This is a genomic window from Methyloversatilis universalis EHg5, assembly GCF_000378945.1.
In the GTDB taxonomy this organism is placed as follows: Bacteria; Pseudomonadota; Gammaproteobacteria; order Burkholderiales; family Rhodocyclaceae; genus Methyloversatilis; species Methyloversatilis universalis_A.
On the sequence record NZ_KB900539.1, the window covers coordinates 1 to 15,703 of the forward strand.

Below are 15,703 nucleotides of genomic sequence, written 5' to 3' on the forward strand. Positions count from 1 at the left end.
AACGCGCGATTACAGCGGAAAAGGGCCGCTTTGTCAATCCTTTCCGGACCTTGCACGCGGACGCTCACCGGGCACCGAAAATATTTTTGCCCGACGCCCTTACGGGCTCTCAGCGCCAAAGCGGCCTCCATGCAGCTTGTGCCACCGGCTTTCCGGACGTTCGGGCCTGTGGATAAGAGGGCCCGAAATCGCTAGAATCCGTCCCTCATAACAGCAACAAAGCAGCGCCGACCCGGCGCCTTCGATCGCAGCGATCGTTACAGGCGCGCAGTTACGGGTCAGGCCGCCTCCGCAACGCTGTCCCGCAAATTCAGAACATCGACCCGGCGACCACGCAGACCATGATGCAACAGTTTTGGGAAGTCTGCCTCAGCCGCTTCGAACAGGAACTCCCCGCACAGCAGTACCAGACCTGGATCAAGGGATTGCGCATCGGCCCGAGCGAAGACGACTCGCTGGCCATCGTCGCACCGAACCGGTTCGTACTGCAGTGGGTCCGTGAGCGCTACCTTTCGCGCATCGAAGCACTGGGGCTGGAGTACTTCTCGCAGCCACTGTCGGTCAGGCTCAGCCTGCCCGAGGCAGGCGCACGCACCCCGGCACCGGCTGGCACCGACGACCTTGCTCCGGCGGCGAACACCGCTGCACCCGAGCAGCCGGAGAAAGCCCGCGTCGCCGCACTGCGCGCGGACAGCACCGACAGCACCCGGGTGGCCGCACCGGCCATTCTGACCCGCAGCGCCCCCGGAGGCGGTGGCGAGCGTGACCGTTCGCGTCTGAACCCGGGCTTCACCTTCGACAACCTGGTCACCGGTCGCGCCAACGAGCTCGCCCGCGCCGCGGCGGTCCAGGTCGCCCAGAACCCGGGCATGTCCTACAACCCCATCTTCATCTATGGCGGTGTGGGTCTGGGCAAGACCCACCTGGTGCATGCGCTGGGCAACGAGGTGATGCGGCACAATCCGGACGCGGTCATCCGCTACGTGCATGCCGATGACTATTACGCCGACGTGGTGCGCGCCTACCAGCAGAAGAGTTTCGACGCCTTCAAGCGCTACTACCGCTCGCTGGACGTGCTGCTGATCGACGACATCCAGTTCTTCAATAACAAGACGCGCACGCAGGAGGAGTTCTTCTACGCCTTCAATGCGCTGACTGACGCGAAGAAGCAGATCGTCATCACCTGTGACACCTATCCGAAGAACATCCAGGGGGTCGAGGAACGCCTGACCACCCGCTTCGGCTGGGGACTCACGGTGCAGATCGAGCCGCCCGAGCTGGAAATGCGGGTAGCCATTCTGAAAAAGAAAGCCGAGATGGAACGGGTGAAGGTGGGCGAAGACGTCGCCTTCCTGATCGCCAAGAACATCCGCAGCAACGTGCGCGAGCTCGAAGGCGCACTGAAGAAGGTGATCGCCTTCGCGCACTTCCACACCGTGCCGATTTCGCTCGAAGTAGCGCGCGAGGCGCTGAAGGATCTGCTGGGCGCGCACAACCGGCAGATCACGCTGGAGTTCATCCAGAAGACCGTATCCGACTACTACAAGATCAAGGTGTCGGAGATGTATTCGAAAAAGCGGACGCGCGCGATCGCGCGGCCGCGTCAGGTGGCGATGTTCCTGGCCAAGGAACTGACGCCGGAAAGCTATCCGGCGATCGGCGAATCCTTCGGCGGGCGTGACCACACGACGGTGCTGCACGCCTGTCGCACCATCGCCGACCTGAGACTGAAGGACGAAGTGCTGAACCACGACCTGCACGTGCTGATACAGACCTTGCGCAAGTAAAGGTCAGGCTGTGAACGAAGCTGTGAATGTGTATGGATAAACAGGTCTGAACGCAGGGGACAAGCGTGTGGACAAGTCCGCCTTTTTGCGACGGGCCGACTTTCATCCACATTTGTTCGTCCACAGAATGGCCGCTTATACATAAGACCATACAGATCGCAATTTTTTGAATTTGAAACGTTTTTTTGCCTTATCCACAGAAATCGGCCGACGTTAACGGTTTACAGAGGTTTACAAAATGCTCTTAATGAAGATAGAACGCGAACAGCTTCTTCGGCCCCTGCAATCGGTCAGCGGCATCGTTGAGAAGCGTCACACGCTGCCCATCCTGTCCAACGTCCTGATCGATATCGAAGGCGACGCGCTCACCCTGCTTGCCACCGATATCGAGATCCAGATCCGTACCCGCTCCACCGGCAGCATCAGCGCTGCCCAGCCGGCTTCGCTCACCGTGGCCGCACGCAAGCTGCAGGACATCCTGCGCGCGCTGCCCGAAGGCCAGGAGGTGAGCCTGGACGCCGACGAGCGCAAGCTCACCGTGCGTGCCGGCAAGAGCCGTTTCACGCTGCAGACCCTGCCGGCGCAGGACTACCCGCGCATGCAGCTGGCCGAAGGTGAAACCACCAAGATCAGCCTCAGCCAGAAAACGCTGAAGCGCCTGCTGTCGCTGGTGCAGTATTCGATGGCGCAGCAGGACATCCGCTACTACCTGAACGGCCTGCTGCTGTCGGTGGGTGATGAGGAAATGCGTCTGGTGGCCACCGACGGCCACCGCCTGGCCTTCGTATCCGAGCCGCTGCCCGGCGTCACCAGCAAGCTGGACGTGATCCTGCCGCGCAAGACCGTACTGGAGCTGGCCCGTCAGCTGGCCGATATCGACGACCCGGTCGACATCGAACTGGGCGCCAACCAGGCCCGCCTGCGCTTCGGTTCGGTCGAACTCATCACCAAGCTGATCGACGGCAAGTTCCCGGACTACGAGCGTGTGATCCCGAAGGACCACCCGAAGGAACTGGTGCTGCAGCGCGCCACCTTCCTGCCGGCCCTGCAGCGCGCGGCCATCCTGACCAACGAGAAGTTCAAGGGCGTACGCGTCGTGCTGTCTGCCGGTACGCTGAAGCTCATTTCGAGCAACGCCGAGCAGGAAGAGGCGGTGGAAGAACTGGAAGTCGATTACAACGGCGAAGGTCTCGACATCGGTTTCAACGTGAGCTACCTGCTGGACGTGATGAACAACGTCAGTGGCGACACGCTCAGCCTGCGCCTGAACGACGGCAACAGCAGCGCGCTGATCACGCTGCCCGGTACCGAGGCGTTCAAGTACGTCGTGATGCCGATGCGCGTGTAAGTTCTGCGCGCCCCGCCGCACCCGCCCGGCCGCGTGCCGGGCGTTCCGCTTTTTGATGCACCCCGCGCACCCGTGCGCAGTACCGGAATACGCCATGTCTGACGAAGCACAGAGCCCGAACACGCCCAATCCCGCGCCTGCCTCGACGCCCAATGCCGACGCCTACGGCGAAGGCAGCATCCAGATCCTCGAAGGTCTGGAGGCGGTGCGCAAGCGGCCGGGCATGTACATCGGCGACACGTCGGACGGCACCGGTCTGCACCACCTGGTGTTCGAAGTGGTCGACAACTCGATCGACGAGGCGCTGGCTGGCCACTGCGACGACATCGTCATCACCATCCACACCGACAACTCGATTTCGGTCACCGACAACGGTCGCGGCATCCCGACCGGCATCAAGTTCGACGACAAGCACGAGCCCAAGCGTTCGGCCGCCGAGATTGCGCTGACCGAGCTGCACGCCGGCGGCAAGTTCAACCAGAACTCGTACAAGGTGTCCGGCGGTCTGCACGGCGTCGGCGTGAGCTGCGTGAACGCGTTGTCGAAGTGGCTGCGCCTCACCGTGCGCCGCGACGGTCAGAAGCACTTCATCGAATTTGAGCGCGGCGTGCCGCTGGAACGCCAGATCGAAGTGCAGCAGGGGGTCGAGGTATCACCGCTGAAGGTCATCGGCAGCACCGAAAAGCGCGGCACCGAAGTGCACTTCCTGGCTGACGAAGAGATTTTCGGCAATGTCGAGTTCCACTACGACATCCTCGCCAAGCGCCTGCGCGAGCTTTCCTTCCTGAACAACGGCGTCAAGATCAAGCTGGTCGACCAGCGCAGCGGCAAGGAGGAGGACTTCGCCTTCTCCGGTGGCGTGAAGGGCTTCGTCGACTACATCAACCGCAACAAGACTGTGCTGCATCCGAACGTGTTCTACAGCGCCGGCGCATCGGTGCTGAACGGTGTGCAGATCGACGTCGAAGTCGCGATGCAGTGGAACGACAGCTATGCCGAACAGGTGCTGTGCTTCACCAACAACATCCCGCAGTCCGACGGCGGCACCCACCTGACCGGTCTGCGGGCGGCGATGACCCGCATCATCAACAAGTACATCGAAGAACACGAGATCGCGAAGAAGGCCAAGGTCGACATCACCGGCGATGACATGCGCGAAGGCCTGGCCTGCGTGCTGTCGGTGAAAATGCCGGATCCGAAGTTTGCCTCGCAGACCAAGATGAAGCTGGTGTCGTCGGAAGCGCGCCCGGCGGTCGAGGAAGTGGTGGCGCAGAAGCTCGCCGACTTCCTGCTCGAACGCCCGAACGACGCCAAGACCATCTGCGGAAAGATCGTCGAAGCTGCGCGTGCGCGCGACGCCGCCCGCAAGGCGCGCGACATGACCCGTCGCAAGGGCGTGCTCGATTCCTTCGGCCTGTCCGGCAAGCTCGCCGACTGCCAGGAGAAGGACCCGGCCAACGCCGAGCTCTACCTGGTCGAGGGTGATTCCGCAGGCGGCTCCGCCAAGCAGGGCCGCGACCGGAAGTTCCAGGCCATCCTGCCGCTCAAGGGCAAGATCCTGAACGTCGAGAAGGCGCGCTTCGACAAGCTCATTTCCAGCCAGGAAATCGTCACGCTGATCCAGACCCTGGGCACCGGCATCGGCAAGGACGAGTACAAGCCGGAAAAGCTGCGCTACCACCGCATCATCATCATGACCGACGCCGACGTCGACGGCGCCCACATCCGCACCCTGCTGCTCACCTTCTTCTATCGCCAGATGCCGGAGCTGGTCGAAGGCGGCCACATCTACATCGCGCAACCGCCGCTGTACAAGATCAAGCACGGTCGCACCGAGCTGTACGTGAAGGACGACCACGAGCTGAACCAGTACCTGCTCAAGCTCGCCTTCGACGACGCCAGCCTGCTGCCGCGCGAAGGCGCCGAGCCGCTGTCCGGCACCGCCTTCGAAGAGATGGCGCGCGAGTACCTGACCGCAGAAGCCATCGTCGACCGCCTGGCCGAATACGCCGACGGCGAACTGCTGCGCGCGCTGCTCGAACACAACATCGCGCTCGACCTCGCCGACGAAGCCGCCGCCCGCGCCAGCGTCAAGCGTCTGGCCGACGTCATGCCGGCCAGCGTCAAGCTCGACGCCGACTACAACGACAAGACCGAAGGCTGGCAACTGCGTATCGAGCGCATGCATCACGGCAACCGCAAGGTCGGCCACGTCGATGGCGAATTCCTGCTGTCAGGCGACTACCAGCGCATCCGCAATGCCGCCGAAACCGTTGCCGGCCTGATCGGCGAAGGGGCCGTCGTGAAGCGTGGCGAGAAGTCGCAGGAGGTGAAATCCTTCGGCGAAGCCGCCCATTGGCTGCTCAACGAAGTCGAACGCAACCTCGGCAAGCAGCGCTACAAGGGCCTGGGCGAAATGAACCCCGAGCAGCTGTGGGAAACCACCATGGACCCCACCGTGCGCCGCCTGCTCAAGGTGCAGATCGAAGACGCCATCGCCGCCGACGAAATCTTCACCACGCTGATGGGCGACAATGTCGAGCCGCGTCGGGAGTTCATCGAGCGCAATGCGCTGAATGCGCGGAATATTGATGTGTGATCTTTAATCATCATATTGCGCGCAATCTAAAACATTGAGACTAAATCCCACTTCATGAGACCAAGAACTCGAAGAAGTTGAGATATAGGGAAACACTGATTTAACCCCGTCCCCGTAGAATGCCCCGGTCATCCCGATAGGCGCAACCATCCAGATGAAACAGCAAACCAGCTTCGCCGATCTCGAGTACTCGGCGCGTCGCAAGCCGACGCGGCGGGAGAAGTTTCTGACCGACCTGGATCGTCTGGTGCCGTGGTCGCAGCTGGTGGCATTGATCGAGCCGCACTACTACCGCGGCGAGCGCGGTCGTCCGCCGGTCGGGCTGGAAACGATGCTGCGCATGTATCTGTGCCAGAACTGCCTGGGCCTGTCGGACGAAGGAATTGAAGATGCCATCGTCGACAGCATCGCGGTGCGTCGCTTCGTGGGCATCGACCTGATCGAGCGTCAGGCACCCGATGCCACCACGCTGCTGAAATTTCGCCGCCTGCTCGAACGTCACGAGATGCCGGTGCGCATCTTCGCGCTGATCCGCGAACAGCTCGGTCAGCAAGGGCTGATCCTGCGCGAAGGCACGATCGTCGACGCCACCTTGATCGCTGCGCCCCCCTCGACGAAGAACAAGGAGGGCGAGCGCGACCCCGACATGCACCAGACGAAGAAGGGCAAGCAGTGGTATTTCGGCATGAAAGCGCATATCGGTACGGATGCGCACACCGGCATCGTTCATTCGCTTGCCGCCACGGCGGCGAACGCGTCCGACGTGAGCCAGACGCACAAGCTGCTGCATGGTGAGGAGAAGCACGTGCATGCCGACGCTGGTTACCAGGGTGCAGGCAAGCGTCCCGAACTGAAGGACTGCCCGGCCGAATTCGTGATCGCACGCCGGCGTTCGACTTACAAGAGGCTGGACAAGACGGACCCGAGACGCCAACTCATCGAGAAGGCGGAGCACGCCAAGGCGAGCATCCGCTCGAAGGTCGAGCACGCATTCCATGTGGTGAAGAACCTGTTCCGGCATCGCAAGTGCCGCTACAAGGGTTTGGCGAAGAACACGGCGCAGTTGCATGTGCTGTTCGCGATGGCGAATCTGGTGCTGTCGCAGAGAAGTCTGTGCGCGCCCTACAGGACAGGTGCGTCCTGAGGGCGAGAAATCGGAGCGATGAGCTCCGAAAGGGCCTCGGGTCGATGATTCGGGGCTGAAAAAGAGCCGAAATTCGATGTCATGACGATGCGAATTTCGGAGTTGCTGCCTCACGGACGAAAAATCCCGGAAGGGTGGCTTTGATCAGCGTTTCCATAGGTGGAAAAGGCCCGAGAGGGCCTTTTCTGTTTTGAATCGCAGGTGTTCTTTAGACTGGGTTCCTCAAGTGATGCAGAAGCAGTTCTTCTGATCCAGAAAGGCTCCGACAACCAAATCCGCGATCCATTTCCATGGCTCCGAAAATCTCCAAGAAACCGAAACCACCCACCGCTGCAGCTCCTTCAACTGCGCCGGCAGAAGGAGAACGCCGAGCACTCCGTGGATATATCGGCCAGTATCAGCGGGCGGGTGCTGCCATCTATGCCGCGCTTGAGCGCGACGAGCTGCTTTGGGTCGGCGTCGCCGACCGCAACGCGGGCATCGCCGACGACCTGGTACTTGGCTTCGATGGATTGGTGGTCGGGCACCAGTTCAAGACGTCCAAGTTCCCTGGCACTTTCACTGTTGAGACGCTGTTTACTGGTGCCAACGGTCTCTTGAAGCCCTTGGTTCACGCTTGGCAGTGCCTGCGCAAGGACAACCCCGGAAGCCGTGTCGAGATTCGCTTGGTAATCAACGACTTTCCATCGATTACTGACAACCCCGGCGACGGCACGTCGCCGCACAGCGCAGCATTTCTTGAAGAGCTCCAGCGGAATGCAAATCGGCCGCTAGCGGATTGGTACACGCCGGAATGGACCAGACTGATCGACCACCTGCGTCGTGGGGCCGGCCTGGGCGATGACGACTTCGAACAGTTCTTGCACAGCCTCCGTGTGGTGTGCGGAGCTGCGGCGGACTTCATCCAGTCGCACAAGTTGAACGGCGAGCAGGCGCGGCAGGCATCCGAGATTGCAAGCGTACTGCCCAAGCTGGTCGCCGATGCACGCGACAAAGACAGGTGGACGCGTGACGAACTGCTTCGTGAGCTTGGCTGGCGCGATCCCGCCAAGACGCTGCTGATCCATCGGTTCCCGGTCGGCGCCTATGTCCAGCGCAACCGCGACACTGAGGTCAAGCTACTAGCCGCGCTGCATGCCGCCGACCAGGGCTACGTCTCACTCATAGGACCGCCTGGTTCCGGGAAGTCCACTCTCCTTCAGGTTGCGCTGGCCACTGAAGCAAATGTGCGGCTCGTTCGCTACTTGGCGTACGTGCCGGGCGCCGCTCAAGGCGTGGGTCGCGGGGAGGCCGACAACTTCCTGACCGACGTCGGCACGCAGCTGCGCAACAGCGGTTTGGTTGGACTTCGTCTTCGCGATGACTCGCTGCATGAGCGCCGCGAACAGTTCGGCGTTTTAATGCGGCAGGCTGGTGAACGCTTCGACCGCGACGGGATCCGAACAATCATCGTCGTCGACGGGCTCGACCATGTGCCTCGCGAAGAGCGGCCGACCAATTCGCTTCTGGGCGAGCTGCCTCTTCCCGCAGCCATCCCCAACGGGGTTGTGTTCGTGCTCGGTACGCAGCGGCTGGGTCTCGCGAATCTGAAGCCCGCCGTAAGAGAGCAAGCGGAGAAGAGCGGGCGACAGATTCTCATGGAGCCTCTCGGCCGCGAGGAGGTCGCCCGGATGGCGGATGCGCTTGGCCTGCCCGCCGCGATTCCAAGATTGGATCTGAGCAATCTCACGCATGGCCACCCGCTGGCAACGCGTTACCTAATTCAAGCGCTGTTGCACGCAGACGAAGCCGGTCGTAAGCACCTTCTCAGCGGCGGGATGCCGTTCGACGACGATATTGAGACCGTGTACGCCGCTGCTTGGCGCGAGATCGCAAGTGATGTCGATGCCATGGACGTGCTGGGCTTTATCGCTCGGGCTGAGGCACCCATGGACCTGAGGCTGCTGGCCACGATGGTCAAGGAGTCCGCGATTGAACGCGCCCTGATCGTTGCAAGGCACCTGCTCCGCAGTTCATCCCAAGGATGGAGCGTCTTCCACAACAGCTTTAGGCTGTTCGTCATCGCTCAACCGCGAACCCGGCTCGGAAGCGTCGACGCCGAATACTCGCAGCGCGTGTACCGCGACCTCGCCCTGTTGGCGAAGAATGCGCCGCCCGAATCGGCGCAGCACTGGCTTGAGCTGCGCTACCGCGCCCGTGCTGGCGACGGTGTCGATGTACTTGCACTGGCGATGCCCGGTCGCTTCAGGCAGCAACTGGCTGACGGGCGTTCTATCGCCGAGATCCACGCCGATATCCATCTGGCTCTGCTGGCAGTGCGCGGCACGCACGATGCGACCGCCTTCGCCCGGCTGCTGCTGTGTCGTGACGAGGTGGGGCGGCGCGAAACAGCACTTGAGTACGCCGACCAGCTTCCCCTGGCAATGCTGGCGGTCGGGGACATTGATGCAGCCCTCTCCTTCGTACAGTACTTTCCCAGCCAAGGCTATGAGGTCGTCGATGCCTTATTGGCGCAAGGCGACTTCGAGCGCGCGAAAGAGCTCTTTGAAAACCTCGAGCCACTGTCGCAGCTCCATACGTCCAAGTTCGAGAACCACGGGCATGACTACAACATCGAGGAGTTCGAAAGGTGGGCAAGGCGCACCCCCCACTTCCGCGACACCGAGCAGATCCAGATGGCGATTGACCACCTCGCCGCAGAGGGGCTACGCGAGCCCGAAAAGCTAGATCCGCAAACTGTCGCCGCGCTGAAGCTGCATCTGAGGCGTAAAGCCGCAGAGGCTATGCTCGTTCAAAAGGTTGGCGCCGATCCACAAGAACTTTGCAGCAAGCTCGGGGTAGCCAACGAAGACACGCCTTCGGTGATGATTCACGCAGGATTCGCGGCCAGTCGGCGTGGCGACGTTGCGCAAGCGCTTGCCCTGTTTGATGCTGCCGCCGCCCTTCCTGGCTTCGGAGAGGTACCCAACGGCTACCGCCGCCGGATGGCATTGATTGCGTTCGAAGCTGACCGTCGTGACATAGCCGAGGCCATGTTTGACAAGCTGGTCGCACCGATGATCTCCATGTGCGACGACGAGACGAACCTGGCTGGGCTGGGCAATCTGGTCGGCGCGGTGATGCATCACGCGAGGCTCTGCACGCTGCTCAATAGGCAGCTGCCAAGCGCGACGCCGTCGAAGCACACCTTTCTTCATCCGTTCCAGCAGCACGCCTCGACGATCGGCGTGCTTCTAGGTCGCGCCGCCGTCGACAAAGCGTCCGTGCCGGCTGGCAGCGTACAGGACGAAGCCCGTATCGCCCTTGGGTCCGTCCTACGACTGACATCAGAAGGCGGCAGCGAGTCATATCGCATTCAGCAGGCCTTCAAAGCGCTCCCCATCCTCGCGCAGGCGCTTCTGGGGCTCGGCGCCAAGCGCGGCGAGACTGAGTACCGCGCGGTACTTCGGGAGATTGATGCAGCCATAGCCTCATCGGAGTTGGGCGGAACTGCGTACTTGCGGCGAAGATTGGCCGTAGATGCGTATCGGGTAGACGGTGACCGGGAGGCGGCCGTCGACCGACTCAACGCACTCGTGGCGGAGCTTCAGGAGAGCACGCCGAGCGAGCAGATCGACGGGCTGGCGGATCTGGCCATCGCGTTTGCTGCGGTCGGGGACCTAGAGCGGGCGAAACAGTTGCTGGCGAAAGTTCCCGAGCAATGCCTTGGCTACGCGTTGGCGCCCAAAAAAGACCCGCAGTACGCAATCTGGCGAGACGTCCTGGTCCTTGCGAACGCCGCTGACCTGGAGAACCGTATCAAGCGGATCTCAAACTTGATGCGTCAAGTCGGCGGCATGACCGAAACGGAAGGGTCGTCGGCGGCGCATCGCCTGACGATGACGCTCATTGAGGAAGCGATTCAGGTCGGACCTCGATTTGGCTTCGAGGTGTCAAGGACACTGGCGGAATGGCATTTGATTGGCTGGCCGAACCGCGTCGACCTGCTCATGACGGGGATGGTCCGGCGAAGCCCTGAACTCGTCTTGGCCTGCGCGATCGTCTGGTGCGGGCTGTGCTTGCCGTTCTACATGGAACCGTACTACCGGGATCCTTACCACGTCGGCGACTTCATCGACATCGCCGCCGACGCCGCAGGACCTGGACAGATTGAACCGCTCGCGCTGATGCTTTTGGGGGTGATCGAGGTAGCCAGCAGGGCACACGAGAGGGTTCGACTGCTCCAGCGCCTTCGCACCGCTGCCGGAAAACATGGGTTTTCATCGGACGAGCTCGACGCCGCCCTAGCCCGGTGGACGTCAGAAGCGCCGGAACCTCGGCACTCATATACGCCCAGCAAGTACGACTCGGAAGCCAATCTCGAGGAGCTTGAGCGTGCGTTTGAAGCGGATGGCGACGAGCTGAACTACAACGCCCCGTACCGTTTCCGAGATTTGGCAGAGACAGCTCCGCTTCATCTGGCGCGGAGGATGTTTGAGCGCTGGCAGGTCTTGCAGGACAACGCGCGCTGCCGCTTCTTGATGGTTAGACGGTTGGCTGCGGCGGGGGAGGTCGAGCACGCCAAGAAGCTAATGCAAGGCTACGAGTCAAGCAAGGAGCCCTGGAGTTCCTGGAGCCAATGGATGGGTGGCGGCAAGTTCTTCTACTTTCAGGCGAAGAAGATCTTGCAGGGACCATCCACATGCCCTGCCGCCTTCGAGAACATCGTCGATTCAGTGACGGCGGGCCAGGAGAACACCCAATCACTGCTGACAGAGCTGGATTCGATACTGCCGGTAATCAGCACGACGCCGGATTGGCCGGCCATCTGGTCGCTGCTTGAGGAGCAGATGGCCTGCACTCGCGAGTTCCAACTGGGGCGGCCCTTCCAGCCGAGCGAGCTACCGCTCAGCGACATGGAGCTTCTGGAGGATTTGCTGTACTTTGCCTATCGGCTCTCCGTTGCAGAAGTTCAGCGACACGCACGCAATTGCACGCTGAGCTTGGCAAGACAAACCGGCTTCGGTCAATCCTTGTTCAAGTCCCTTGTTCGGCGACTTATGGCCGGCGAGTTAGATGCTCCCTTGCAGGCGCTCGGAACGCTGCTGGCTGCTGACAGCGCGGACCTTGTACCCGAGTTTGGCAGCTCCGTGGTTGCCTTGGTCAGTCACCGTGACCTCGCGGTGGCCGAGTCAGCCGCGCTCTTGTCGCATCGGTGGGGGCTAGCTGTCCACTTGGACGCGATGCCACTGCCGCTCTTCTATCGTCTCGAACTTGAGCACCCGCCAGAGGGCGACGAGGCGTTCACGGACGAGAGAACTGGTGCAATGCGTGTCGAGTCGCCGCTTGGTTGGACCGAGATGTTGCGCTCGACGGCACGTCACATTGCGAAGGCGGCAGGCATTGAGGAGATGGCAGTCCGCCGGCGCGCGGCGATGTTCATCCAGGATTGGGGTGGACTTGAGGCATTTGGGCCCTCTGGCATCAAAAGACTTGAGGCTCAGCTTCGCGACCTCGACATGCAGATCACTTACCTGAAGCCGCACGCCTACATTGCCATCGTTGCCCTTCGCCACGTCGCGGGAGAACTGCGGCTGGCCGGTAAGCTGAAAGGCCGCGACACGCCGACGCTGTTGGAGCATTTGGGTTGCCCGCTTCCGCCTCGGCCGCTGAAGCTCCCGTGCGTGCGTCCCGAATGGATTCGTATGCCGCTGCTTGACCGAAGTGCGGGTTGGTCCGAGCGAGAGCGGAAGTGGATTGACGAAGTCGACAGCGACGTTGCCCCCTTCCCAGCACACCGCGATGGCCAAGTCGTGGCCGAAGTGTCTCGCTTCAAGATACTCAAGCCACGGCTGTCGGAGCACCGCCTCTACCGCTTTAGGGCACCCTCGGCAGAGACTGATAGTGAAGACTTCGACGACTGCTATGCTGGGCTGCCCATCGTTGTTTGGCTAGGCCAGTACGTTGCACTTGACAATGATCTGGCGCCTACTCTGGTAAGGCGAGTTGTTTGCTCCGTGGACATGGGCTTTGACGCAGCGGCCTATTCGTTCGCGTTGTGCCCGAACTGGGTGAAGCGGCTTCGCTGGCGCGCGCATGACGAAGAGCCTAGCGTCTTCCTCGACCCGAGCGGAGCTGTGGTCGCAAGGCACTACTGGTGGCGGGATGCCGGCCCGGTTGATATCGATGCGGAGTCTCTGTGGGGCGAGGGTTTCTACCTAGTTGTGACACCAAGGGGCCTCGAACAGCTAGTCGCTGTCCGTGGGAAACTGGCCCTCGACATCAACGTTTTTGCAAGCAGGCAGATCAAGCAGCCAAGAAGCTACGGGCAATCTCTCCTAAAGACGGCGAAGAACGGCTACTCGGTCTGAGCCATGCACATTCAGCGGCGAGGCCCGGCGAGGGGATTCTCGCTGGCTTGATCGGCGTCTCATAGTTCATGGCTTTCTGTGGTACGTGCTGAACCGCCCCCGCTTTGCGGTGGCTCGCTGGGTTAATTTTGGCCAGTACTACAGAATTATTCGAGAACATCGCCACTACCAACGATGAGCTGTATCGGACCGATCCCGAAGGCAAGAGCGATCCGCACACGAAGGAAGTGCTGCGCTACCGCGAAGCGCTCTATCACGGCTTTCAGGCGCTGAAGGCTCGGCCGCTGACGACCAATCTTTTCGTCGAAATCGTCCGGCTGATCAAGCAGACCGAACTGGACATCCGGGCGATTCCGGGCACGGCGCTGAAGAACGAGGTGGGTCAGGTCGTCTATACCCCACCGATCGGCGAGGCCGTCATCCGCGACAAGCTGGGCAATCTCGAACAGTTCATCTATGCCGAAGACGGCATCGACCCGCTGGTGAAGATGGCGGTGATGCATTACCAGTTCGAGGCCATCCATCCGTTTCCGGATGGCAATGGCCGTACCGGGCGCATCATCAATCTGCTGTATCTGGTCGAGAAGGGGCTGCTCGACACCCCGGTCCTGTTCCTGTCGCGCTACATCATCGCCAACCGCGCGGCCTACTACGAAGGTTTGCGCCGCGTCACCGAGTCGCAGGACTGGGAGAACTGGATTCTGTTCATGCTGCGCGCCATCGAATCTACCGCGCAGCAGACCCATGATCAGGTGCAGCGGATTCGTGCCCTGATGGAAAGTGTGCGCGCATGCGTGCAGACCGAAGCGCCAGCGATCTACAGCAAGGATCTGATCGAGGTCATCTTCCGGCACCCGTACACCAAGATCCAGTTCGTCGTCGACGCAGGCATCGCCAAGCGGCAGACCGCTTCGACCTACCTGCAGACGCTTGCCGGGCTGGGCATCCTGCGCGAACAGAAGCACGGCCGCGAGAAGTACTACATCAACGAAGCCCTGTTCAACGAACTGGCCAGTTTAGCGAGGGATGCGTCGACGTGATCGACACGTTCGGAAGACGTGTCGATTTTCGGTATGTTTTTAAACACGAATTTTTCATGTGTCGATCAGCTCGACAGGTGTCGGGGAACCCGGCGCATCGAGCGACTCATTCCTGAGGCCTGCTGTGCGCACGCAACAGTATTGATCCTGGCAACTACCGAGGAATCCTCGGTCGTTCACCTCGAAGGGTTGCGAGGTAACGCAACCGCTTGCGCTCCGCGACTTCGACAACACCCTCGCTTTAAGCTTCACCACAGGCTTCAGTCTCCAGACCAGATCCCCGGACTTTGATCGACGCCCCCACTTCGCCTATGATTCCTTACCTCAAGTAAGGAATTCGGAGGCCGGGATGACCACATCGACATTGACCAGCAAAGGCCAGATCACCGTTCCGCTCGCCGTTCGTACCGCGCTGGGTCTGCAGACTGGCGACAAGGTGGATTTCGTCGCGGATGGTGCGGGCTTCCGGATCGTTCCATTGCGCAATGACGTACGCAGTCTGAAAGGTCGCTTCGCCGGCCGTGCTGACAACCCGGTATCGATCGATGAAATGAATGCGGCCATCGCAGATTCTGCTGCGGGCGTCGGCGAAAAGTGATCGCGCTCGACACCCATGTGCTGGTGCGCTATCTGGCGCAGGACCACGCCCAGCAATCCGCGCTCGCTACCCGCCTGATCGAACAGGAGGTGAGCGAAACGTCGCCTGCCTTCGTATCGCTCGTCGTGCTGGTCGAAACCTGCTGGGTCATGCAGCGCCTGTACAAGGCGTCGAAGCGTGAAATCTGCGAGCTGGTGCGTGATCTGCTCGATTCGCGCCAGTTGCAGATCGATCAGCGCGCCACCGTGAATCAGGCGCTCGCTGCGATCGAGGCGGAACCGTCCATCGACTTCCCTGACGCGCTCATCGTGGCAAGCGCCCGCGCCGCCGGCTGCGATCGCATCGTCACCTTCGATCGCGGCGCTCAGCGGGCAGGCATGGAGCTGCTCGCAGATTGATCGCCCATCGGCGGCACGAGTACCTGTTGCCTCTTCCAACCCCTTCTTTCCAAGGAACCCCGTGAGCACCCTTCCCCCCTGCCCCCAATGCAATTCCGAATTCAGCTACGAAGACGGCGCCCTGCTCGTCTGTCCGGAATGCGGTCACGAATGGAGCCGGGATGCGGCTGCTGCGGGCGATGAGCAGCGGGTGTGGAAGGACGCGCACGGCAATGTGCTGCAGGACGGCGATACCGTCACGCTGATCAAGGATCTGAAGGTGAAGGGCAGTTCTTCGGTGCTGAAGGTGGGTACCAAGGTGAAGAACATCCGCCTGGTCGAAGGTGACCACGACATCGATTGCCGCATCGACGGATTTGGCTCGATGCAGCTGAAGTCGGAGTTCGTGAAGAAGGTATGAGCTGACTGCGGCGTCAGCGTCCAGATCGGTCGGCGAATC

The 15,703-nt window shown here is 61.4% G+C and carries 9 protein-coding genes; all 9 read left to right on the forward strand.

What is annotated here, in order from left to right; all coding sequences use genetic code 11:
• Positions 1-344: 344 nt before the first annotated feature.
• The gene (gene dnaA / locus METUNV2_RS0100005) at positions 345-1,787 is read left to right on the forward strand and encodes a chromosomal replication initiator protein DnaA (RefSeq protein ID WP_018227465.1); all 1,443 of its coding nucleotides are present in this window, start codon (positions 345-347) and stop codon (positions 1,785-1,787) included.
• Between the two features lie 247 nt (positions 1,788-2,034).
• Positions 2,035-3,135, forward strand: coding sequence for a DNA polymerase III subunit beta (gene dnaN / locus METUNV2_RS0100010; protein ID WP_018227466.1), 1,101 nt, complete (start codon positions 2,035-2,037; stop codon positions 3,133-3,135).
• 94 nt (positions 3,136-3,229) lie between these two features.
• Positions 3,230-5,734, forward strand: a complete 2,505-nt coding sequence (gene gyrB / locus METUNV2_RS0100015; RefSeq protein ID WP_018227467.1) for a DNA topoisomerase (ATP-hydrolyzing) subunit B — start codon at positions 3,230-3,232, stop codon at positions 5,732-5,734.
• 154 nt (positions 5,735-5,888) lie between these two features.
• The gene (locus METUNV2_RS0100020) at positions 5,889-6,878 is read left to right on the forward strand and encodes an IS5 family transposase (RefSeq protein WP_018227468.1); all 990 of its coding nucleotides are present in this window, start codon (positions 5,889-5,891) and stop codon (positions 6,876-6,878) included.
• A 290-nt stretch (positions 6,879-7,168) separates the two neighbouring features.
• Positions 7,169-13,228 carry a hypothetical protein gene (locus METUNV2_RS0100025; protein ID WP_018227469.1) on the forward strand — a complete coding sequence of 2,020 codons (6,060 nt, stop codon included), beginning with the start codon at positions 7,169-7,171 and terminating at the stop codon, positions 13,226-13,228.
• Between the two features lie 128 nt (positions 13,229-13,356).
• Entirely contained in the window at positions 13,357-14,268 is a 912-nt protein-coding gene (locus METUNV2_RS18725; protein ID WP_232415572.1) for a Fic family protein, read from the forward strand.
• A 349-nt stretch (positions 14,269-14,617) separates the two neighbouring features.
• Positions 14,618-14,866: an AbrB/MazE/SpoVT family DNA-binding domain-containing protein gene (locus tag METUNV2_RS0100035; RefSeq protein WP_026187737.1), complete on the forward strand. Its 249-nt coding sequence runs from the start codon at positions 14,618-14,620 to the stop codon at positions 14,864-14,866.
• Positions 14,863-15,264 carry a PIN domain-containing protein gene (locus METUNV2_RS0100040; protein WP_018227472.1) on the forward strand — a complete coding sequence of 134 codons (402 nt, stop codon included), beginning with the start codon at positions 14,863-14,865 and terminating at the stop codon, positions 15,262-15,264. The genes METUNV2_RS0100035 and METUNV2_RS0100040 overlap by 4 nt, the downstream gene beginning before the upstream one ends.
• A gap of 61 nt (positions 15,265-15,325) precedes the next feature.
• A complete protein-coding gene (locus tag METUNV2_RS0100045) occupies positions 15,326-15,664 on the forward strand; it encodes a zinc ribbon domain-containing protein YjdM (RefSeq protein WP_026187738.1) in 339 nt (112 codons plus the stop codon).
• The last annotated feature ends 39 nt before the right edge of the window (positions 15,665-15,703 follow it).